This is a genomic window from Kosakonia sacchari SP1, assembly GCF_000300455.3.
In the GTDB taxonomy this organism is placed as follows: domain Bacteria; phylum Pseudomonadota; class Gammaproteobacteria; order Enterobacterales; family Enterobacteriaceae; genus Kosakonia; species Kosakonia sacchari.
In genome coordinates this window covers 1,734,460-1,755,876 of record NZ_CP007215.2, presented here as the reverse complement: position 1 = coordinate 1,755,876, position 21,417 = coordinate 1,734,460, and the positions used below count along the sequence as shown (strand labels likewise).

Genomic DNA, 21,417 nt, shown 5'->3' with positions numbered 1-21,417 from the left:
TTAATTTAAACTTACAAACCGGATAACATTCGCGTTATCCGGCACGGGAATTAAATACGGCCGTAACGATCGGCAAACCGCACAATGTCATCCTCTTCAAGGTACGAACCGGAGCGCACCTCGATCAGATCGAGCGGGATTTTCCCAGGGTTTTCCAGACAGTGGCGCGCGCCGAGCGGAATATAGATAGATTCGTTTTCGCCCAGCAGTTTCACTTCGCCATCAATCGTCACTTTTGCCGTACCGGCGACCACCACCCAGTGTTCAGCGCGGTGGTGATGCATCTGTACGGAAAGTCCTTCGCCCGGCTTCACGGTAATGCGTTTTACCTGGTAGCGGTCGCCGGAATCAATGGAGTCATATTTACCCCAAGGGCGGTAAACTTCGCGGTGAATATGGTGTTCGTGACGCCCGTCGGCTTTGATTTTCTCGACCACTTTTTTCACATCCTGCACGGCGTTACGGTCGGCAATCAGCACCGCATCTTTGGTCTGCACCACCACCAGATCTTTCACCCCGACGGTGGTGACCAGGCCAGATTCCGCGTAAACATAGCTGTTTTCGGTTTTATGGCTGATGACGTCGCCGTGATGAACGTTTCCCTCCGGCGTGTGCTGGCTGATTTCCCACAGCGACGACCAGGAGCCAACATCGCTCCAGCCCGCGTCCATTGGCACAACAACCGCATCGGCGGTGCGTTCCATGACCGCATAGTCAATCGACTCTTCCGGGCAGGCGAGGAAAGACGCCTCATCGACGCGGATAAAGTCCATATCCGGGTCGGTGGCGTCCATTGCTTTTTCGCAGGCCTCAAGAATATCCGGGCGGTATTTTTTCAGCTCTTCCAGGTAGCGACCGGCGCGGAACAGGAACATGCCGCTGTTCCAGTAATACTCGCCGCTTGCCACATAACCCTGCGCCGTTTCGAGGTTGGGTTTTTCGACAAATTGCGCCACTTCAAACGCCACCGCATCGACGTCACCGGCTGAAACCGCGCCGCGACGGATGTAGCCATAACCGGTTTCCGGCAGATCCGGCACGATACCAAAGGTCACCAGTTTGCCCGCTTCGGCGTAAGGGATCGCATTGCGTACCGACGTGCGAAACGCCTCTTCATCCTGGATCACATGATCAGCGGCCAGCACCAGCATCAGCGGATCGCTATCCGGGCTGTGACGTTTTACCGCCAGCGCCGCCAGCGCGATAGCCGGAGCCGTGTTGCGACCTACCGGTTCGAGGATGATGTTTTCGGTCAGCTTGTGCAGCTGACGCAATTGCTCCGCGACGATAAAGCGGTGCTGTTCGTTACAAATCACCACCGGGCTTTCGCACTCCACGCCGTTCAGGCGGCAGATGGTGGTTTGCAACATGGTGAGTTCGCCTTTCAGGCAGAGAAACTGTTTAGGGTAAAGCACACGGGACAGCGGCCACAAACGGCTGCCAGAGCCGCCGGCCATCACGACCGGATAGAGTTGTGTTTGACTCATGATTTATCCCCATTGCCATCGAAGTTCAGTTCGCCGTCATGCACGCTTTCGCGGGCAGGTGCGGGCTGAGTGGAATTCTCCGGGCTGATATCTGCAATAAACTGGCTTAACACGTTCTCTTTTTCGAGCGTGCGTTCGGCATATTCACGTGCCACCGTGTTGTTTTTGGGCATCGCCAGTGCGCGTTCAATGCCCCAGGTCAACGCGTCAACCGATTCCGGTTCAACGCAGACCGCAATGCCAGACTGGGTCAGGCACAGTTGGCCAAGTTCGGTACTCTCTTCGGCGGTGATCACCGCATTGCCGCCGACCGCCAGAATGTTGGTCAGTTTCGACGGCAGCACGGCGTCAGCCGCGCCGCGTTTTTGAATAACCAGATGGCAATCACCCATTTTTAACAGTGCGGGCAGCGCGTCGTACGGCTGCAACGGGAAGAATTTCACGTTGTGAAGCCCACGCTCGCTGACCATTTTTTCCAGCCTCGCCTTGCCGCCGCCCTGGCCGACAATCACAAACAGCCACGGCTGGTTGTGCAGTTTTGCGGCGGCTTCAATGACGTTTTCCAGCCCCTGCTTCTCACCAATATTGCCGGAGTAAAGAATGATTTTTTTGTCATCCGGCAGGCCGAGCGTGCGGCGCAGTTGCGCGACGGATCCATCGTCGATATCGCGAAAACGCGCCACTTCGGACCAGTTCGGGAAGAAAATAATGTTGTCCGCAGCCACGCCTTTCTCCCGCGCTTTGTTCATCATCGAACGGGAGATGGTCGACACGTTGTCAACGTTATGCAGGTTGCTGCGTTCAAAAGCGGTCGCCAGCTTCGCCACGCGACCGTTTTTACCTTTGCCCGCCATGCCTAAACCCAGCATGGCGTCGACTTCATAATCCTGAATATGCAGCACGGTTTTCGCGCCGCTCAGTTTTGCCAGCAGGCGCATGCCCGGCGTGCAAAACAGGGTCGGCACGATGCCGATAATGCGATCCGGTTTCCAGCGACGCTGCGCCATCAACGGGAAAAAACTGCTCAGGGCAAAGCTGCCCAGATGCAGCAGCCGTTTTAAGGTCGATGGCTGCGCGGGCACATACAGCGGGCAGCGCCACACCGTGGCAACGCCCTGCTCTTTGCGCCAGCGCCAGGCGCTGTAATGCTCGCCCACTTTCCACTCCGGGTAGTACGGCGGCGCGGTGATAACGCGCACGTCATGGCCCTGACGAGCCATCCATTCCACCATTTCGCCGGTGTACTTACCGATCCCGGTCAGCTCCGGCGAATAGTTGATGCCATAGACCAGGATTTTCATAAGCCCGGTACTCCCTGCGCGTCGAGGAAATAGGCGCGGCTATTGTCATGTACCAGCGGGTCGGCAATCAGCGACTCCGGCGTTCCCCAGCGGTAGTCGTTGTGCTGATCCGGCGGCAGCGCGAGGGTGTCCTCATCCACGCGCAGGCGAAAGCCCAGCACGATGTAATGCGTGGTGAAATCCGGGCCGGAAAAGTTGTCGTCATAGAAGTGCTGCCAGACGCCGTAAAACTCGCCTGCCGACATCGGCAGGCGCAGTCCCAGTTCCGCCTGAGTCAGTCGCTCGAAAGCGGCCGCCAGCGGCTCGTCCTTTTGCACGCGTCCGCCCGGTACAAACCAGTATCCCTGGGCCGGGCGGTTAGTGCGCTTGCCGAGTAAAAACTCGCCGCGTGAGTTTTCCACGATCAAATCGATGGAAATCAGCGGGGTCGAACGCACCACCGTGGCAAAATCTTCCTGACTCAAAAACATACTTACCCCCGGAACCGGTGCTGGTTTTCAAGGAACCACTGGTAGGTGCTCGCAAGCCCCGCTTCCAGTGAGATCTCGTGATACCAGCCAAGCTGATGCAAGCGGGTCACATCCAGTAGTTTGCGCGGCGTGCCGTCCGGTTTGGTGGCATCAAATACCACGCGACCTTTGTAGCCCACCACACTTGCTACGGTTTGCGCCAGTTCACGAATCGTGCAGTCCACCCCGGTGCCGACGTTGATATGCGACAGCATTGGTTCGGTATTCTCCTGCCACACTTCGCGCGCCAGTTCCTGAACGTGAATGCTGGCCGCAGCCATATCGTCCACATGCAGGAATTCGCGCATCGGTGTGCCACTGCCCCACACCACCACATCCGGCGCATTTTCCTGCGTCGCTTCGTGGAAACGGCGCAGTAACGCAGGGATCACATGCGAGTTGCTCGGGTGGAAGTTGTCGTGCGGCCCGTACAGGTTGGTCGGCATCACCGAGCGGTAATCACGGTCATACTGACGGTTGTAGGATTCGCACAACTTGATACCGGCGATTTTGGCAATCGCGTACGGCTCGTTGGTCGGCTCCAGCGTTCCCTGCAATAGCTCACTTTCCGCAATCGGCTGGTGCGCCAGTTTCGGGTAGATGCAGGACGAACCGAGGAACAACAGTTTGTTCACGTCGTTCTTGTGCGCGGCGTGAATGATGTTGCTCTCAATCATCATATTTTCGTAGATGAAGTCCGCCGGGAAGGTATTGTTCGCCACAATACCGCCCACTTTCGCCGCCGCCAGGTAAACCTGGTCGATACGTTCGTTTTCGAAAAACGCATTCACAGCCGCGCTATCTAACAGGTTCAGCTCCTCACGGGAACGCAGCACCAGTTCGATATCCGCCCGCTGTTCGAGCTGCCGTACGATGGCTGACCCCACCATCCCGCGATGGCCAGCCACAAAAACACGTTGTTTGGTCATGCTCAGGACTCCAGCGCGATGGCAACCTCGTAACCGTGGGCCTTAAGCAGTGAGTGTTTTTTCGCTGCTTCCAGATCTTTTGCCACCATTTCGGAGACCATCTCCTGCAGGGTGATTTCCGGTTTCCAGCCCAGTTTTTCGTGCGCTTTGCTCGGGTCGCCCAGCAGGGTTTCCACTTCAGCAGGACGGAAGTAACGCGGGTCAACGGCAACAATCACATCGCCCGGTTTCACGCCCGGTGCGTCATGGCCGGTCACAGAAACGACAATGCCTTTCTCTTCCACGCCGGTGCCTTCAAAGCGCAGTTTGATACCCAGCTGTGCCGCCGCCATTTCGACGAACTGACGCACAGAGTACTGCACGCCAGTGGCGATAACGAAGTCTTCCGGTTTTTCCTGTTGCAGCATCATCCACTGCATTTTCACGTAATCTTTGGCATGGCCCCAGTCACGCAGGGAGTCCATGTTGCCGAGGTACAGGCAGGATTCCAGACCCTGAGCGATGTTGGCGATAGCACGGGTAATTTTGCGGGTCACGAAGGTTTCGCCGCGACGCGGAGATTCGTGGTTGAACAGAATGCCGTTGCAAGCGTACATGCCGTAGGATTCGCGGTAGTTCACGGTGATCCAGTACGCGTACAGTTTGGCAACCGCGTACGGAGAGCGCGGGTAGAACGGCGTGGTCTCTTTCTGCGGGATTTCCTGCACCAGGCCGTACAGTTCAGAGGTGGACGCCTGGTAGAAACGGGTTTTCTTCTCCAGACCCAGGAAGCGAATCGCTTCCAGCAGACGCAGCGTACCCATGGCATCAACGTCGGCGGTATATTCCGGGGATTCGAACGACACAGCCACGTGGCTCATCGCGCCCAGGTTGTAGACTTCATCCGGCTGCACTTCCTGCAGGATACGCGTCAGGTTGGAGGTATCGGTCAGGTCACCGTAGTGCAGATGGAATTTCGGGTTGCTGGTGTGCGGATCCTGATAGATGTGATCCACACGCTCGGTATTGAATGAGGAAGCGCGGCGTTTAATGCCGTGAACTTCGTAACCCTTCTCCAGAAGCAGTTCAGCCAGATAAGAGCCATCTTGCCCGGTTACGCCGGTGATGAGAGCGACTTTAGACATAATTTATTTTCCTCAATAGTCCCAGTTCAGGGAGTTACCTTTTCAACGCGTTCGCGCGTCACCACTGCGGGATTGCCACGGCAAATCACATTTGCCGGAAGCGATTTAAAAACACTGCTGCGCGCACCGACTACCGTCCCGTCGCCGATGGAGACGCCCGGCGCGACAAACACATCTGTCGCCAGCCAGCACTTCTCACCAATCACGATTGGTGTCGCGTTAATATCAAAATGCGCGCTCATATAATCGTGACTGCCGGTGCACAAATAACATTTCTGAGAAACCACTGAATTCGCACCGATAGAAATATCACCCAGCGTATATAACACTGCGTCATCTCCTACCCAGCTGTAATCGCCTAATGTTAATTTCCACGGATAAGTAATTTTTACCGATGGACGAATAACCACGCCTTTTCCAACCTTTGCGCCAAATAAGCGCAACAGGAATGCGCGCCAGCGATACAGCACCTGCGGGGACCAGGCGAATAATGTCGCCTGAACCGCCCACCACAGTTGAACCTTAATAGCGTTGCCGCCCCGAAAGCCTTTCGGCACGGAGAATCCTTTTAAATCCTGCATCATTTTTCCTTATATCTGAGCGTTATGCTTTGTTATATAAGGCTTTCGTTTTGCCGGTCGTCCGTAAACGCAACATATAAGACAACTGTGCCCAGAAGCCCGGCATGCGTAATATTTTACGCTGCACATTGCGAGCATCCTGACATAATTCAAGGTTATTAGACGTTGATACGCCGCCCATCGAAAATTCAGACACAAGGCCTTTCAAACGCTTAAACGGGAATCCCGCTTTAAACATTCTGGCGGCTAATGCGTAATCGGAAGAGACTTTATATTGCAGATCGTAGGGGTAAGTTTTCAGACCATTTACCGGGAAAAATATAGCCTGATGGCTGGCTGGTAAGCTGTGGTAAATATACCAGCCATGTTTTGCGCCACGACGTATTTTTGTACCATCGCCGAAATCCAGTAGCGCATCGCCAATATACATTGCATTCTCTTGCTCATCGTCCAGCTGACGAACAACATCCACAATTTCTTCATGGAAAATATCGCCGGAATTGAGAAACAGCGCAAAGCGTCCTGCGGCCATATCGATCCCTTTATTCATGGCATCATAGATGCCTTTATCGCGTTCGCTGATATAACGTAAATTGTACTGACCGTTGAGGTTTTTCAGAAATTCTTCAGTACCATCCTGAGAACCGCCGTCAACCACAATCCATTCGAATTCAATATTTTGCGCTTTCGCCAGGTGAGCCAGCGACTGCCAGGTTTTCATCACACCTTCATAATTACGAAACGCGACAGTAATAACACTTAGCAGCATTTGACCCACCTCTTCATGTAGCCGCGATATTCAACGCTTTGCGCAGAATAAACGGACAAACAATTAAAAACGCATATTCCGGGCTAAAGATAGACCCCGTAAAAAACAACGATATCGGAGTGAACAGATAAAGTTGAACGCGAAAATTCTGATTGTTGCCAAAGGCATTTATCGTCATTTTTCCAACTTTAAACAGATACCATCCGGTCAGTAATACCGCGAACCATGAAAAATAAATGATCAGCAGATACAACCCATTGTCTATTGTTTTCCCGACGTCCGCACCGTTAAAGATTCCGAATGATGCGACATATTCGTAAAGTGAGCCAAATCTTACTACACCATCAATATTGGTCAGTGAATATCCCACCATCACCAGCGGACCGATAATACGATAATACGAGGAAGAGCCTTCCGTACCTAAATCGCCGATTCGTTCTGCGATATATGGAAAAGCAAATACAACGCCAACAATAAACACTGCCAGTGAAATAATTGCCAATGGTAACTTTTTACGGATCGCCTCTTTGTTCAGATACTGGAAAGCCCATTCCAGCAGATAAAACAGGATAAATGTCATTACCCCTGAGAACGATCCCGAAAGAACTATCCCTGCCAAAATCATAGCATCGGTCTTCGGCGTTTTGATACCAAACTGTTTGATGCTGAGCCAAATTGAGATTAACGCCAGAGCGAAGAATGCCGGTTCGAAATATAACGCCGTAGTACGTTTACCGCCGAACTTGATAAAATTCAGCACGTAACTGTTGCTATAGATGAGATATTTCGAAATCCCCTCCATTAAACTGCTGCCGCCTGTGAGGATAATCTGCGCCATTTCCATCGCCGCCAGCAGCACCACGAATGCCACCACCGCATAGAAAAATCTCAATATCTTGCGGTAATTATGCGGTGAAATGGTTTTGAAGCGGATACTCCACACCATGCCGATGATGATCACGATATAAACAAACAGCATCGTCGAGGTGACATATTTACTGGCGTCCAGCGACTTACCGAATATGAAGTTAAACAGCGTCAACCCTGCCCCGGCACCCAGCGCTATCATCAGTTTTTTCACGCTGATGCGCTCAACATAGAGCAGCAGCAGCACCGGCAAAAACGTCACGATAGTGATGGGAAAACTCTCTCCTAACTGGAGGAGTTTGACGTTAACCAGCAGGTAAATGAGCGGCAGCAGGAGGTAGCTACAGACCTTGATAGAATGAGACATACTCCTCCAGCATCTGTTGGCCACTGTATGCCTGGCGGCTGCGCGCGCGGAACGCGTCGAGGCTTTCGCCAAATACCGCCTGGGCAATGTCGGCTTTATGGCACTGCACCAGCGGCAACACTTCCTGCTCGCTGAATGTCTTACCGCCAGATTTCTGTAACACTTCGCGCGCCGCATCGCTATGGGTGGCAATCACCGGTACACCGATAGATAATGCTTCGCACAAAATCAGCGGATAGTTATCAACACGAGAACTAAAGACCAGAGCGTCCATCTCGTTGAGTTCACTCATCAATTTGCGCTTATCGGTCAGAAAACCGTGGTTGATGACATTGTTACCCTCAAACGGGGAAAACTTACCGAAGGTATGCAGCTCCACGCGGTCATCCATCGCCATGATGTCGCGCACCAGTTGTTGGTTGGTTTTGCCGTCGTAACGCAGATCGTGCGCCACCACCGCAATCTTCGGTTTACCTTGCGTCTCTTTCACCGGCGACAGTTCGGCAAGAATGGCCTCTGTCGCTACATCAATGCCGTTATTGATAATGCTGCAACGCCCGGCACCATACAGGCTATTAAAGGCGTCCGCCACATGCTGGCTGGGGGATATAAACTGGCAGCCGAGCGCCAGCATGTCGTTGAATAACTGACGTTTGCTATCGACCAGCTTATGCGCACGATCAACTTTCACCGGCGGGTAGTTCGACAGCGTCGGGCATTTGCGACAATGTTCTTTCCAGCCTTCACAGCCATCGGTAAAGGCGCAGCGCCCGGTCACGCTCCAGTGGTCATGCAGCGTCCAGACAAAAGTGACATCCGGTTTGTGCGCTTTCACCTTCTGGCAAAACGTCACCAGTTCATCCAGATTCAGCCAGTAGCTGTGCATGACATGAAAGTGCAGCACCACCGGCCCTTCTGTGCGCGTCACAGTGCGATAGAGGTTATTCAGGTTGCCAAAAACATCGCGGTTAAACAGGCGAAACAGCGCCAGATTAGCGATGGAAGTCAGACGTGGTGTCTGTTTGTAGACCTGCGGATAGTTGTCGTGGCTGACGCTTTTTTTGCCGCCTTTGCCATAGCCGTAAATAAAACGTGATGAAATGCCTTGTTGCAGCGCGCGCTGATGTAAATCGAGCGCGACGCCTGCGGCACCGCCTTCTGCAAGGCGCACGTTAAATTGCAAAATATTCATTTAATCACCTTCACGCGCGCTTTTTCGCCAACCACCAGCGCGTTGTCCGGCACGCTGTCGAGCACCACGCTCCCCGCGCCAATGGTGACGTTATTACCAATGGTGATATCGCCAATCACCACTACGTTGGCACCCAGTTCAACGTTGTTGCCAATCACCGGGCAGGCCAGGCTATCAGGCCCACGGTTGCCGATGGTGACACCATGACGAATGGTGAAATCATCCCCGGCGACGGTATATTTATTGATCACCACCGCATAACCGTGATGAATGGTAAAGCGGCGACCAATGGTGGCTGCGGCCTGAATTTCATAGCCAAACAGGCATTCCGTGACAAAGCGGTACAACAAAATGACGGGCGCGGCCCAGAGATTGTTGATGACATGTTTTTTGCGCCACACGGAGCAAAAATGGGCAATGCGGTACGCCGCAACCATGCAGCACGGGCGCAAATTCCAGTGATTAGCGCGAAAATCTTCCAGACGCATTATTTCCCCCGCAGCCCATCAGCCAGACGCTTACCGTTACGCAGGGAAAACAGCGTCAACAACGTGCGCCAGTTCATCCGCTTATTGCGAATTTGGTAGAGGGTAAACAGCTGATATTTCTTGCTGGCGCGATCGAATTTGTCTTTGTGTTTACGATAAAAGTGGAAGTAGCCGGAAAACTTCTTCGGTGAAGAGGTGATCTGCATTTCACCGTGGTTAATGTGCAGGATCTGCGTGGCTTCTTCGATTTTCCACGGCTCGCCGTACTCCTCAACCATCCGCAGGAAAATGTCGTAATCCTGCGCCGCCTTCAGTTGGGTATCAAACAAACTCTCTTTAAAACGCCAGCCCCAGGTGAAAACCTGGTTGCCCACGATGTTGCGCTTGTAGAACAGCTTGCGCGAGAACGGCGATTTCGGGTACAGCGGCAAGCTCGCCGGTTGCGCATAGACTTCGCCCTGGCAGACATAATCGTTGGCGTACAAAAAAGCGCGGGTATTAAGTAGATGTTTGTGCGCCAGAAAAACGGACAGACGGTTTGGCGTCCACTCATCGTCATCGTCAATGCCGGTAATGTACTGGCCTTTCGCCTGCAAAATCGCCTGGTTACGCACCGCGCAAGCACCGGAGTTAAAGGCATTACGCGTGTAACTGACACGCGGGTCGCCCAGCTCATCAACATACTGCTGTAACTGTTCGAAGTTTGCGGAGCAGTCATCAACAATGATCATTTCCCAGTGCGGGTAATCCTGGCGCAGCACCGATTTAATCGCGCGGATCGCCAGCTGTTGCCGGTTCCAGGTTGGCATATAAATTGAAATTAACGGGTTTGCTGTTGTGCTCATGATGCGTTCCCTAATGCGTTCAACATGCCGCTTTCGCCCTTACTGCCGCCTTTTCCCATACGGGAAAAGGCGCAGCGCGTTGAGGGACAGAGGTAAGGTCTGGTTATTTTGAATCGGACTTGTATTCGTACTCGTAGTAGCCGTAATCCTGGTAGCCGGTCGCGCGGCGGAAAATCGAGTTCAGGATCACGCCTTTTACCTGAATACCGTTTTGCTCGAAGCGGCTCAGGCTGGTCTGGATCTCTTTGAGCGTGTTCACCGCATAACGCGCCACCATCAGCGTGGTGCCCGCATGGCGACCCACTACTGCCGCATCCGTTACCGCAAGAATTGGCGGGGTATCGATCAGCACCAGGTCGTAGTGGGTGCTGGCCCATTTCACCAGCTGACTAAAGCGTTCGCTCATCAGCAGCTCGGATGGGTTTGGCGGCACCTGACCGCGCGGCACCAGGTCAAAGTTGCTGATAGAAGTTGGCTTCGCGCAACTCTCGATAGTGCCCTTCCCGGCCAACACTTCGGACAAGCCATTTACGTTGTCGGTGCCCAGCAGTTCATGGGTGTAGCCTTTGCGCATATCGCAGTCGATCAGCAGCACGCGTTTATTGGTCTGGCTAATCACCGCCGCCAGGTTGGCGCAGACAAAGGTTTTACCGATTGACGGGCTAACGCCGGTCATCATCAACACATTGTTATTGGCCTGCATCATGGCGAAGTGCAGGCTGGTACGCAGGCTGCGCACCGCTTCGATGGCCAGATCCGTCGGGTTCCCCACCGCCAGCAACTGGCTCTGCTTATAGCGTTTAACCCCTTTGATAGTTTTGACGCTATCGCGCGCTTTTTGCCACTCCGACAGCGGAATGCTGGCGTAGACGCTGATGCCCTGTTCTTCGAGCACTTGCGGGCTTTCGATACCGCGGTTAAACAGCGAGCGCAGCAGCACACCGACCACCGAAACAATCAGGCCCAGGATAATGCTGCCAAGAATGATCAGCGCTTTCTTCGGCTTCAGTACGCCCGGTTGTGCGATGGCCGGGTCGACGATACGTACATCGCCAACGGTGCTCGCCTGGGTGATACGCAGTTCCTGCTGTTTGTTCAGCAGTTGCATATAAACCTGTTGGCCTGATTCGACATCACGCGTCAGACGAACAATCTCCTGCTGCGTTTCCGGCATCGCGGTGATGCGATCGTTCAGTTTCGATTTTTCATCTTCCAGCGCTTTACGTTTTTCCAGCAACGTGCGGTAAGCCGGGTGAACTTTGGTATAGAGCTTGGAGATTTCCGCTTCGCGAAAGGTCAGTTCGTTCAACTGTGCGTCGATGTTGACCATCGAATCGAGCACCGATTTCGCTTCCAGCGGCAGATCCACAGAGTCTTTGCGCTGGCGATAGGTGTTGAGTTTTTCCTCGGCAATATCAAGGTTTTTACGCACTTCCGGCAGTTGCTTATCGAGGAAGATTAAGCTCTTGGCCGCTTCTTCTGATTTGCGCTCAATATTCTGCTCAAGGTAGTTGCGCGTGATGCTGTCCAGAATGGCGCGGATCTGATCACGATCTTCGCCGGTATAAGTCAGACTGAGTACGCCCGTATCTTTACCGTTTTCGGCCACCGTCAGGTTGCTTTGCAGATTATTAATCATGCCCAGCGTCGAATATTTGGTGACGGTAAATTCGCTGTCATTCGAGGCCTGAATGGCACTCACCATCATGGTGACGCCTTGCTTGCTGAGCTGTTGCCCCACTTCGCCGCGCGCTTCAAAACCGCCGTCGCTGCTTAACAGATACTGTTTCGGACTGAGCACTTTTAATGTGAAAGTCTGCTCGTTCATGCCTTTTGGCAGCGTGAACGTGGTGACTTTCACCGTCTCGTTCTGCCGCCCCATCAGGCGATCCCACCCGGCCCCAAACAGTGGAAAGGTGTTTTTGACTACCGAAATATCCAGATCGAGATCGTCAACGGTTTTACCCAGCACCAGCCGTGACTGAATAAGCTGGATTTCCGCGTCCGATGCCGGTGGCTTGTTCGACAGCGCGCTGTTCAGATCCTGCACCAGCGAACTTCCGGTGTTCTGCTCGATTTGCACCAGCGCGTCAGCGCTGTAAATAGGGGTGGCGAACAGGCAGTAGACCACAGCAATCAATGCGAAGACCGAGGTGATGCCCAGCACCCACCAGCGAGCCTCAATGATTGTGCCGAGCAAACGGCCAATATCGATTTCATCGTTGCCCACCGCCGGGGCAGCAGAATGCGAATGGTGTGTTTTCTCTGTCATTATTATCCCTGCTGAGCTTGCAATGCCTGCGCCCAATGGCGGGCAGACTGGTCAAGTAAGGTGTAAATAGCTTCAAAAGCTTCACGACTTTTGCGATACGGGTCGGGGATCTCCCGCTCGTTATCCCAGTGGCCAAATAACATGACCTTTCCACGCATTTCCGGGGCAATCTCGCACAGGCGGGCAATATGACGTTTTTCCATCACCAGAATCAGGTCGTATTCGCGGCACATTTTTCCGGTAATTTGTCGCGCGCAATGCCCTTCCAGAGAGAGTTGATTATCCGCCGCCACACTCACGGCGTTGGCGTCCGCGCTACGTCCAACCAGCGCGCCCAGCCCGGCTGAGTCCACCGTTAAAGCGGGCTGGTATTTTTTCAGCAGCCGTTCTGCCGTGGGGGAACGGCAAATGTTCCCCACGCATACCACCAGAATTTTGTTGAACATAGTCATTGCAGATTTTGGATGTCGTTGGCCGTATTGGTCATGTAGCGAACGCCACTGATTGTCGGCAGCAACTGGTTGATGAGACGGTTCCAACGCGCAACCGGTGCGGTCGTGACATACACCACGTCATACGGCTGGAGACGGAAGTTCGTTGCCATAACCAGCGATGTGGCATCCGACATATCGAGCTGGTAAATGTTGGCGATCTTGTTGCCACGACCACTTTCGCTGCCTTTGAGCGGACGAATAACAAAAATGCCGCTGGCGTTGGAGGTGGTCAGATCGATACCTTCGGCCTGGCCGAGCGCTTCGGTCAGCGTCATGCCGCTGAAGTCCATTTTGAGCGTGCTCTGTTTTTTCACTTCGCCCATCACGAACACTTTCAGATCGTCATTACGCGGAACAAACAGAATGTCGCCGGGGTAGAGCAAACGGTTCTGGCTGAGATCGCCGTTTTGCATCAGCGCCTGCAGCGAAATGCGCTGCTCCTGGCCCTGGTGTGTCAGCACGACGTTGCGCCAGTCTGCGCTGTCGGTCAGACCACCCGCCGCGTTGATCGCATCAAGTACGGTAAGCGGTACGTTGGTGATCGCCTGCTGCCCAGATTTCGCTACCTGACCGGAGATATAGGCTTTTTGTGAGCGGAACGCGGCGATATTAACGTCCACCTGCGGGTCAGCAATATAGGTCGCTAAACGGCTGGTAATATCACTACGGATCTCATTCAGCGTCTTACCGGCGACGTGAATCTTACCGACATACGGATAGAACATGGTGCCATCGGGTTGTACCCAGTTACCGGCATCGCTCGAACTACGATACTGACCGGCTGGCGTGGTGAGTTCCGGGTGATCCCACACGGTTACGTTCAGCACATCCCCTGGGCCAACGCGGTACTGGTAGGCGGAAATCTCCTGATCCAGTGACATATTCGGTTGAGCAACATTGGTGCGCGGGCGCAATTGTTCAATCAGACGTGGGGTTAATGGATAGACATTCACCATACGGTCTATATCAAAATCAGCATCCTGCTGTTTAATCACATCCTTTCCCATCGTAGACATATTGCTCCCGGGGAAGACGGTGCAGCCACTCATCAAGCTAATGGACACCAATAATGGCATCAATTTCGTTTTAGATTTCATCATTGATTAATTATCACTTTGGCAGAGTAATTATCCTGTGCGATTTAAATAAGCGCTCAAGCTGTACACAGATTCAGAATGCAGTTAATTCTTGAGAAATATAACTGGCATCAGTCCTAAAAAGCGTTTATTCAACCACATGCGATTACAGAATAATCCAGGCTGATTGACATACCCGCAGGCACGCTACCGCCCCTGGCTTTCAGTTACCAATTCACTGATTGACGCTAAGTCATTGATAGTCATCCATTACATCCTCTTTCTGGTGGCGCTATTTGCCAACCAGATAAAATACGGCAGGTACCGGCTTTCGCACTGATTAACAATGCTGAAAATAAAGACGCTGGTATATTTGAACGATGCTGGAGGAATTGTTGCAGCTAAGCGAATAGCAGGCAAGGCGACATTCAGAGATAAACATCTTTTTAAGAATAATATTAAGACCAAAAATTTAGCTTTTTAGGATTTACCGCATATTGACAAAAAACTGACATAGCATTACCCATGCGACTTTTCTTATTTTCCATATTTAAATAGTGATAGTTAATCCCAGAAACAATAAGGAAATAACATTTAAAGCGTTTTAAATAACCACCTAAAATAAGATAAATCGCAGGCTAACATTGCAATTTATCTCAGCTTTATCCATGATCGCATTGTGACAATTGTCATATCACATAAGGTGTTACGTTAACGATGGAATGGATTGCCGATCCGTCAATCTGGGCTGGTCTGGTCACGCTGGTCGTGATTGAACTGGTGCTTGGTATTGATAACCTGGTTTTTATTGCAATTCTCGCCGAGAAATTGCCACCAGCGCAGCGTGACCGCGCGCGCGTCACCGGTCTGATACTCGCCATGCTGATGCGCCTGCTGCTGCTGGCCTCAATTTCCTGGCTGGTCACACTGACCCAACCTTTATTTACCGTACGCGGCCTCAGTTTCAGCGCCCGCGATTTAATTATGTTAGTGGGCGGGCTGTTCCTGTTGTTTAAAGCAACGGTTGAACTCAACGAACGCCTCGAAGGGAAAGACAGCGACAACCCCACGCAGCGGCGCGGCGCGAAATTCTGGGCCGTGGTAACGCAAATTGTTGTGCTGGACGCGGTTTTCTCACTGGATTCGGTGATCACCGCCGTGGGGATGGTTGATCACCTGGCAGTGATGATGGCGGCGGTGGTTATCGCCATTTCGCTGATGCTGCTGGCGAGTAAATCCCTCACCCGCTTCGTCAATAACCATCCGACGATTGTTATTCTGTGTCTCAGTTTCCTGCTGATGATCGGTTTCAGCCTGGTGGCCGACGGCTTTGGTTTCCATATTCCGAAAGGTTACCTGTACGCCGCCATTGGCTTCTCGGTCATGATTGAAGCGCTGAACCAGCTGGCTATCTTCAACCGCCGCCGTTTTCTGTTCGCCGACCGCACGCTGCGCCAGCGCACCACCGAAACGGTCATGCGTTTGCTGAGCGGGCGTAAAGAAGAAGCGGAGCTGGATGCCGATGCCGCCTCAATGCTGCGTGATGGCGACGATGATCAGATTTTCAATCCGCAAGAGCGGCGGATGATTGAGCGCGTGCTGAATCTTAATCAGCGCACGGTGAGCAGCATCATGACGTCGCGTCACGATATTGAACATATCGATCTGAGCGCGCCAGAAGCTGAAATCCGCGCACTGCTGGATAAAAACCAGCATACGCGCGTGGTAGTTACCGGTGGCGAAGAGGATGACACCCTGCTGGGCGTGGTGCATATCCTCGATCTGCTCCAGCAATCGTTGCACGGCGAACCGCTCGATCTGCGCGTGCTGGTGCGACAGCCGCTGGTGTTCCCGGAAGGATTACCGCTGTTGCAGGCACTGGAACAGTTCCGTAATGCCCGTACCCACTTTGCGTTTGTGGTGGATGAGTTTGGCTCCGTTGAAGGGGTGGTCACCTTAAGCGATGTGATGGAAACCATCGCCGGCAACTTGCCCAACGAAGTGGAAGAGATTGACGCACGCCACGATATTCAGAAAAACAGTGATGGTAGCTGGACGGCAAACGGTCATATGCCGCTGGAAGATCTGGTGCAATATGTCCCGCTGCCGCTTGATGATAAACGCGAGTATCACACCATTGCCGGGCTGCTGATGGAGTATCTGCAACGCATTCCCCAGCCGGGAGAAGAGGTTCAGGTGGGGGATTACCTGCTAAAAACGCTGGATGTCGAAAGCCATCGGGTGCAAAAAGTGCAGCTTATTCCGCTTGGCAGCGACACTAATCTCGATTACGAAGTGTAAAATATGCCGGGGCTCGCCCCGGCCATTTCCTGCCTGTTTTCCTACGCTTTGACAATCGCGATACCACGCCGGGCAAACGGCTCCAGTATGCGCGCATCGGTTTGCGCATCAACCACCAGCGTATTGATAAGTCCGATATCACCGATCACCCATGGTGAGGCGGTGTTTAATTTTTCCGGTGAGGCCAGCACCACCGTCTCCGCCGCCCTTTGCGCCATGGCATGCTTGATACGCGACTCTTCGAAATCACCGGTGCTTAAACCCGCTTCAACATGCACTCCAGTCACCCCCATAAAAAAGAGATCGGCGCGCACGCGAGCAATCCCCTCCAGCGCCGCCGCACCGACATTGACGATAGAGTGTTTATAAAGCTGACCGCCAATCATCACCACGTTAATGAGCGGATGTTGTGCCAGCCCAACAGCGATACTCGGGCTGTGGGTGACGACGGTAATGCGCAAATCTTCAGGGAAGAAGCGGATTAACTCACTGGTAGTGGTGCCGCCATCGATCATCACCACTTGCCCGGGTGATATCAGTTCAGCCCCTTTCTGCGCGATCCGCCGCTTGGCATCTGATTGTAATGTCTGTCGCTCGGAAAAAGTCACCACTGCAGCCGATGCCGGTAACGCACCGCCGTGGACCCGCTGTAAGCGCCCTTCCGCCGCCAGCTCGCGTAAATCGCGGCGCACGGTATCTTCTGAAATGCCGAACTGCTCACTGAGATTTTTTGACAGCACCTGCCCCTCTTCAGCGAGCCGGGCAAGGATCAGTTGTTTGCGTTGTGAAGTCAGCATAGGGTGCCCCTGCTTGCACGAAATAGCTTGTTAATGCACGAAACTGCACGATAAGATGCAATCTTACGTCCTGAGGAGCGAATATGCCATCTGAAAATGCACAAGTACGCATTATTGCGACCAAACCCTTATCAGAAGATTGGGGCAAACTGACGAAGTACACCTTTGACTTTCGCCGCAGAGACGGTGAATGGCAGCGCCAGAGCCGCGAAGTTTATGACCGCGGCAACGGCGCGGTCATCCTGCTGTATAACGTGAGCAAACGCAGTGTGATCCTCACCCGGCAGTTTCGCTTGCCGCTGTTCGTTAATCATCACAGCGGCTTTTTGCTGGAAGCGGCAGCCGGCTTACTGGATGAACTTGCCGCGGAAGAGCGCATAAAACAGGAAGCAGAAGAGGAGACCGGTTACCGGCTTGAGCAGGTGCAAAAGGTGTTTGAAGCATGGATGAGCCCCGGCTCGGTCAGCGAAAAATTGCACTTCTTTATTGCTGAGTATGATGACCGCCGACGCACCGGCAATGGTGGTGGTTTAGCCGATGAAGGTGAGGATATCGAAGTGGTGGAGATGGATTTTAGCGCCGCACTGGCGGCTATTCGCAGCGGTGAGATTGCCGACGGTAAAACCATTATGTTGTTACAGCACCTGGCGCTGGAAGGCATTTTGTAAATTGCGTTGCCGGGTGGTGGATCGTTCACCCGGCAAACTGTCTCGCTTACATCTTCTCGAGCAGTTTTTTCACATCTTTGCCACTCTGGCGATCTTTATTGCGATCCGCCCAGTCATTTAACCGGCGTTTCGCTTCATCCTGCAGATGTTTACGCAGCAATTGATCCACTTGCAGGCTGTAGTTGAGCGCCTGCCATTTACCGTATACGCGCAGTGGAACCGGGGTATTTTTCAGAAAATCGATAAGCTCGCTCTGCCCTTTCCAGCCTTCCATCACACGCACTTCAAAGCGGGTATCGGCCTGCTCTTTCAGCAGATCCATTTCGCCTTCCCCGGTAAGCGACAGCAGCGCAGAACTGCCCTGCATATCACTGAATTTCATCAGCCCTTTATCCAGCGACACATCGCTGGTGAAGCTATCAAGGCGCGTAGCGTTATCGTAGTTTTCCTGCGCCTGTACATCGCTGCTGCGCGCCACGGCTTGCTGCACCAGTTGCTGGAAGTTGAGCCCTTCCATACGGCTGTTTTTCAAATCGACATGCGCCTCGCCCTGCCAGTGACTGCGGAAATCCTCGGCGTCGATATTCGGTCCGGAAAAATCCCCCGTCATGCTCAGACTGCCGGTCAGGGCAATCGGATAATTGAAGGCTTTCAGGATGGTGCCGATTTCAACGTTATCCAGTTTTGGCTGGAAGGTCGCAAGGGAACCCTCACCGCGTACATCCAGCTCGCCAGGTAGCGAGATCTGTCCGTTGCCCATTTTGCCTTGCAAGGTGGGAATCGACAGCAAACCGGCATTATTGTTGAATTGCCCGACTACATCCGCAAACTGCATTCCGCGCCAGCGCACGCTTTTCGCGCTAATGCCAATCTGTGCGGTAAAACTGCGTAACCCGTTGTACTCCGGTGTGTCCAGGCTGGTGGAGATAACCGGGCGCGGCAGGCGGTTTTGCGCCTGCCCTTGCTGCTGCGGCGAGCCGCTGTTATCGGCGGTCTGCTCCGGCGGTAACAAATTATCAAGATTGAGAGAATCAAACTGTAAATCGAGCGCCCACACCGGCAGGTTGCCAAACGTCACGCTGCCGTTACCAGTGAGCGCGGTGTCGTTCGCGCGCAGGCTCAGATCGTTGAGCGTCAGGCGCTGCTGGGCACGTTGCCACTGCGCCTGTAAGCGCCCTTCTCCTTCGATGCCCTGCGTCGGGACATCGCCGCCCTGCAATTGCCATTTCAGGTTATCGACGGCAGCGGTGAGGTTATGCGGATAGTCGCGGGCATCGACTTGCGCGCTGAAAGAGAGGGTTAAATCACGTTGATTGCGGTTAATGCGCCCGGCGAAATCAAGCTTTGCCTGGTGCAACGAATCCTGCTCCATTTGCAGGCGGATATCGCGCACCGTCAGTTGTTCATCATCATCGTGCTGGAATACCAGCACGCTGTCAGCCACTTGCAGGCTGGCAATATCCCATGACCAGCCGCGATCCCCTTCCACCTGCGGCAGGTTGTTTTCACGGGGTGCCACGGGAGCGCCTTTTTGCGGCGCAGCGGCGCTTTGCGGCGTTAACTGGATAACCGCGCCTTTCAGCATTACCTGTTTGACGTGCAACTGGTGCGAAAGCAGCGGCCAGAGATTCACGTCAAGGCGCATATTGTCGGCTGCGACCACCGGCATCTGCGCACCGGGAGCGGTTAAGGTCATCCGCCCTGAGAGAATGCTAAGCTGCGGCCAGACATGCCAGCGCAGCGGGCCATCAAGCTGCAATTGATAACCGCTACGGGTTTCAACCTGACGCACCATATAAGCGCGAAAATCGTTGGGATTGACCAGCAGTACCAGCGCCGAAAGGCCGGCTACCAGCACGACCAACAGGATCATCAGCGTGGTTAACACTCTTCTCATGGCATCCTCAGTAGGTCTACTTCACTCAGTCTTTATCAATACGGCTGGCGACCGCACCTTGCTGATCGCGATATTTCGCATCTTCACGGCGGTTATACGGGCGTTCAGCCGGGCCGGATAGCGGCTCAAAACTCAACGCACCAATCAGCATGCCCGGACGCAATGCCAGCGGCAGTTTGCCTGAATTATAGAACTCCAGCACGATGCATCCTGACCAGCCGGGATCAATGCGGTGCGCAGTAACATGCACCATCAAACCCAGACGCGCCAGCGACGAGCGCCCGTCCAGCCAGCCGACCAAATCTGCAGGTAACGTGACGGATTCATACGTCACCGCCAGCGCAAGTTCACCGGGATGCAGGTAAAAAGCGTCACCTTCTGCCAGCACAATTTCATCGCTCATCACCCGGTCAAGCGCGGCGCTGACTTCATGTTTCGGGCCGCTGAGATCGATAAACGCCGCCGTGTGCCCGCTGAATGTGCGGAATTTGTTGCCCAGGCGGACATCAACCGTCGCACCGTTAATACGCTCAACCGGCGGGCGCGGGTTAATCGCGAGCCGACCGTCGTTCAACCAGGCTTCAATATCTCGGTCACAAAGACGCATGGCACATTCTCCTTTTGATGCGGCATACCCCTGAGCGCGCCTCAGGGGTCGGACAAATTAATACGAACGGTGACAGCCTAACATTATTACTCAAAGAATTGGCTGATTTTGGCTTTCAGAATATCAATGGCGATGCGGTTTTTACCGCCGCGCGGCACGATAATATCGGCATACTGTTTGGAGGGTTCAATAAACTGCAGGAACATTGGACGCACGGTTTTTTGGTATTGCGCCATGACCGAATCCATTGAGCGGCCACGCTCGTTAACGTCACGTTTAATACGGCGCATCAGGCAGATATCCAGCGGCGTATCGACGAAAATCGAGAAGTTCATCGCATCGCGCAGGCGTGAATCGGTCAGCAGCAGGATCCCTTCCAGAATGATGACTTTTTTGGCTTCAATGCGAATGGTTTCTTGCGTACGGGTATGTTCAACGTAGCTGTAAACCGGTAACTCAATGGCTTCGCCGCGTTTAAGCGATTCTAAATGCTGGAATAACAGGCTGTGATCCATCGCGCTCGGATGGTCATAGTTGGTTTTTACACGTTCTTCCATCGACAGATGGCTTTGATCTTTGTAGTAACTGTCTTCCGGAATAACGCCAATATGTTCATCACCTACCTGTTCGCGCAGTTCGCGGTAAAGAGTACTGGCAATAAGGCTTTTACCTGAAGCGGATGCGCCGGCGATACCGATAATGACGCACTGATGAGACTGATCAGTCATAAATTTAGCGACCTGATAACCTGGATGTAAAGGAAGGGCGACGCCAGAGCGTCAAACGCCGCAATTATAGGGATTTCACCGTCGCGATACCAGTCGAATAGACACGGGATCCAAGTGT

The 21,417-nt window shown here is 53.3% G+C and carries 20 protein-coding genes; 2 read left to right on the top strand and 18 right to left on the bottom strand.

Annotation, left to right across the window (positions count from 1 at the left end; translation table 11 throughout):
• Positions 1-50 precede the first annotated feature (50 nt).
• From cpsB to C813_RS31200, 14 genes are all read right to left on the bottom strand, one after another.
• Positions 51-1,487: a mannose-1-phosphate guanyltransferase gene (gene cpsB / locus C813_RS31265; protein ID WP_017458482.1), complete on the bottom strand. Its 1,437-nt coding sequence runs from the start codon at positions 1,485-1,487 to the stop codon at positions 51-53.
• Complete coding sequence (wcaI, locus tag C813_RS31260) at positions 1,484-2,788, bottom strand: colanic acid biosynthesis fucosyltransferase WcaI (protein ID WP_017458483.1); 1,305 nt, start codon at positions 2,786-2,788, stop codon at positions 1,484-1,486. The genes cpsB and wcaI overlap by 4 nt, the downstream gene beginning before the upstream one ends.
• A complete protein-coding gene (locus C813_RS31255) occupies positions 2,785-3,258 on the bottom strand; it encodes a GDP-mannose mannosyl hydrolase (RefSeq protein WP_017458484.1) in 474 nt (157 codons plus the stop codon). Before C813_RS31255 ends, wcaI begins: the two co-directional genes overlap by 4 nt.
• Positions 3,259-3,260: 2 nt before the next feature.
• Positions 3,261-4,226 carry a GDP-L-fucose synthase gene (fcl, locus tag C813_RS31250; RefSeq protein WP_017458485.1) on the bottom strand — a complete coding sequence of 322 codons (966 nt, stop codon included), beginning with the start codon at positions 4,224-4,226 and terminating at the stop codon, positions 3,261-3,263.
• Positions 4,227-4,228: 2 nt separating this feature from the next.
• Positions 4,229-5,350, bottom strand: a complete 1,122-nt coding sequence (gene gmd / locus C813_RS31245) for a GDP-mannose 4,6-dehydratase (protein WP_017458486.1) — start codon at positions 5,348-5,350, stop codon at positions 4,229-4,231.
• 26 nt (positions 5,351-5,376) lie between these two features.
• On the bottom strand, positions 5,377-5,931 hold the full coding sequence (gene wcaF, locus C813_RS31240; RefSeq protein WP_017458487.1) for a colanic acid biosynthesis acetyltransferase WcaF: 555 nt from the start codon (positions 5,929-5,931) through the stop codon (positions 5,377-5,379).
• 22 nt (positions 5,932-5,953) lie between these two features.
• Positions 5,954-6,700, bottom strand: coding sequence for a colanic acid biosynthesis glycosyltransferase WcaE (gene wcaE, locus C813_RS31235; protein ID WP_017458488.1), 747 nt, complete (start codon positions 6,698-6,700; stop codon positions 5,954-5,956).
• A gap of 13 nt (positions 6,701-6,713) precedes the next feature.
• Positions 6,714-7,934: a colanic acid polymerase WcaD gene (wcaD, locus tag C813_RS31230; protein WP_017458489.1), complete on the bottom strand. Its 1,221-nt coding sequence runs from the start codon at positions 7,932-7,934 to the stop codon at positions 6,714-6,716.
• Entirely contained in the window at positions 7,909-9,126 is a 1,218-nt protein-coding gene (gene wcaC, locus C813_RS31225; RefSeq protein ID WP_017458490.1) for a colanic acid biosynthesis glycosyltransferase WcaC, read from the bottom strand. The genes wcaD and wcaC overlap by 26 nt, the downstream gene beginning before the upstream one ends.
• Complete coding sequence (gene wcaB / locus C813_RS31220) at positions 9,123-9,614, bottom strand: colanic acid biosynthesis acetyltransferase WcaB (protein WP_017458491.1); 492 nt, start codon at positions 9,612-9,614, stop codon at positions 9,123-9,125. Before wcaB ends, wcaC begins: the two co-directional genes overlap by 4 nt.
• Entirely contained in the window at positions 9,614-10,459 is an 846-nt protein-coding gene (gene wcaA, locus C813_RS31215; protein ID WP_017458492.1) for a colanic acid biosynthesis glycosyltransferase WcaA, read from the bottom strand. The genes wcaB and wcaA overlap by 1 nt, the downstream gene beginning before the upstream one ends.
• A 103-nt stretch (positions 10,460-10,562) precedes the next feature.
• Positions 10,563-12,731, bottom strand: coding sequence for a tyrosine-protein kinase Wzc (gene wzc / locus C813_RS31210; RefSeq protein ID WP_017458493.1), 2,169 nt, complete (start codon positions 12,729-12,731; stop codon positions 10,563-10,565).
• A 2-nt stretch (positions 12,732-12,733) separates the two neighbouring features.
• On the bottom strand, positions 12,734-13,177 hold the full coding sequence (wzb, locus tag C813_RS31205) for a low molecular weight protein-tyrosine-phosphatase Wzb (protein ID WP_025263910.1): 444 nt from the start codon (positions 13,175-13,177) through the stop codon (positions 12,734-12,736).
• Positions 13,178-13,179: 2 nt separating this feature from the next.
• Positions 13,180-14,325, bottom strand: coding sequence for a polysaccharide export protein (locus tag C813_RS31200; RefSeq protein WP_017458495.1), 1,146 nt, complete (start codon positions 14,323-14,325; stop codon positions 13,180-13,182).
• Between the two features lie 693 nt (positions 14,326-15,018).
• On the opposite strand from C813_RS31200, the gene C813_RS31195 reads away from it, so the two are divergent.
• Positions 15,019-16,602, top strand: coding sequence for a TerC family protein (locus tag C813_RS31195; protein WP_017458497.1), 1,584 nt, complete (start codon positions 15,019-15,021; stop codon positions 16,600-16,602).
• Positions 16,603-16,643: 41 nt separating this feature from the next.
• On the opposite strand, the gene C813_RS31190 is transcribed toward C813_RS31195, so the two are convergent.
• Positions 16,644-17,399, bottom strand: coding sequence for a DeoR/GlpR family DNA-binding transcription regulator (locus tag C813_RS31190; RefSeq protein WP_017458498.1), 756 nt, complete (start codon positions 17,397-17,399; stop codon positions 16,644-16,646).
• 83 nt (positions 17,400-17,482) lie between these two features.
• Here C813_RS31190 and C813_RS31185 point away from each other — a divergent pair, with 83 nt between their 5' ends.
• A complete protein-coding gene (locus C813_RS31185; RefSeq protein WP_017458499.1) occupies positions 17,483-18,067 on the top strand; it encodes an NUDIX domain-containing protein in 585 nt (194 codons plus the stop codon).
• A 46-nt stretch (positions 18,068-18,113) separates the two neighbouring features.
• Here the strand turns inward: C813_RS31185 and asmA are convergent, their stop codons facing one another.
• The 3 genes from asmA to udk all read right to left on the bottom strand — a co-directional run bounded on the left by asmA (position 18,114) and on the right by udk (position 21,299).
• Positions 18,114-19,964: an outer membrane assembly protein AsmA gene (asmA, locus tag C813_RS31180; RefSeq protein ID WP_017458500.1), complete on the bottom strand. Its 1,851-nt coding sequence runs from the start codon at positions 19,962-19,964 to the stop codon at positions 18,114-18,116.
• 25 nt (positions 19,965-19,989) lie between these two features.
• Entirely contained in the window at positions 19,990-20,571 is a 582-nt protein-coding gene (gene dcd, locus C813_RS31175) for a dCTP deaminase (RefSeq protein WP_017458501.1), read from the bottom strand.
• Positions 20,572-20,657: 86 nt separating this feature from the next.
• Positions 20,658-21,299 (bottom strand): uridine kinase, encoded by a 642-nt coding sequence (gene udk / locus C813_RS31170; protein ID WP_017458502.1) that lies wholly within the window; start codon positions 21,297-21,299, stop codon positions 20,658-20,660.
• Positions 21,300-21,417 lie beyond the last annotated feature (118 nt).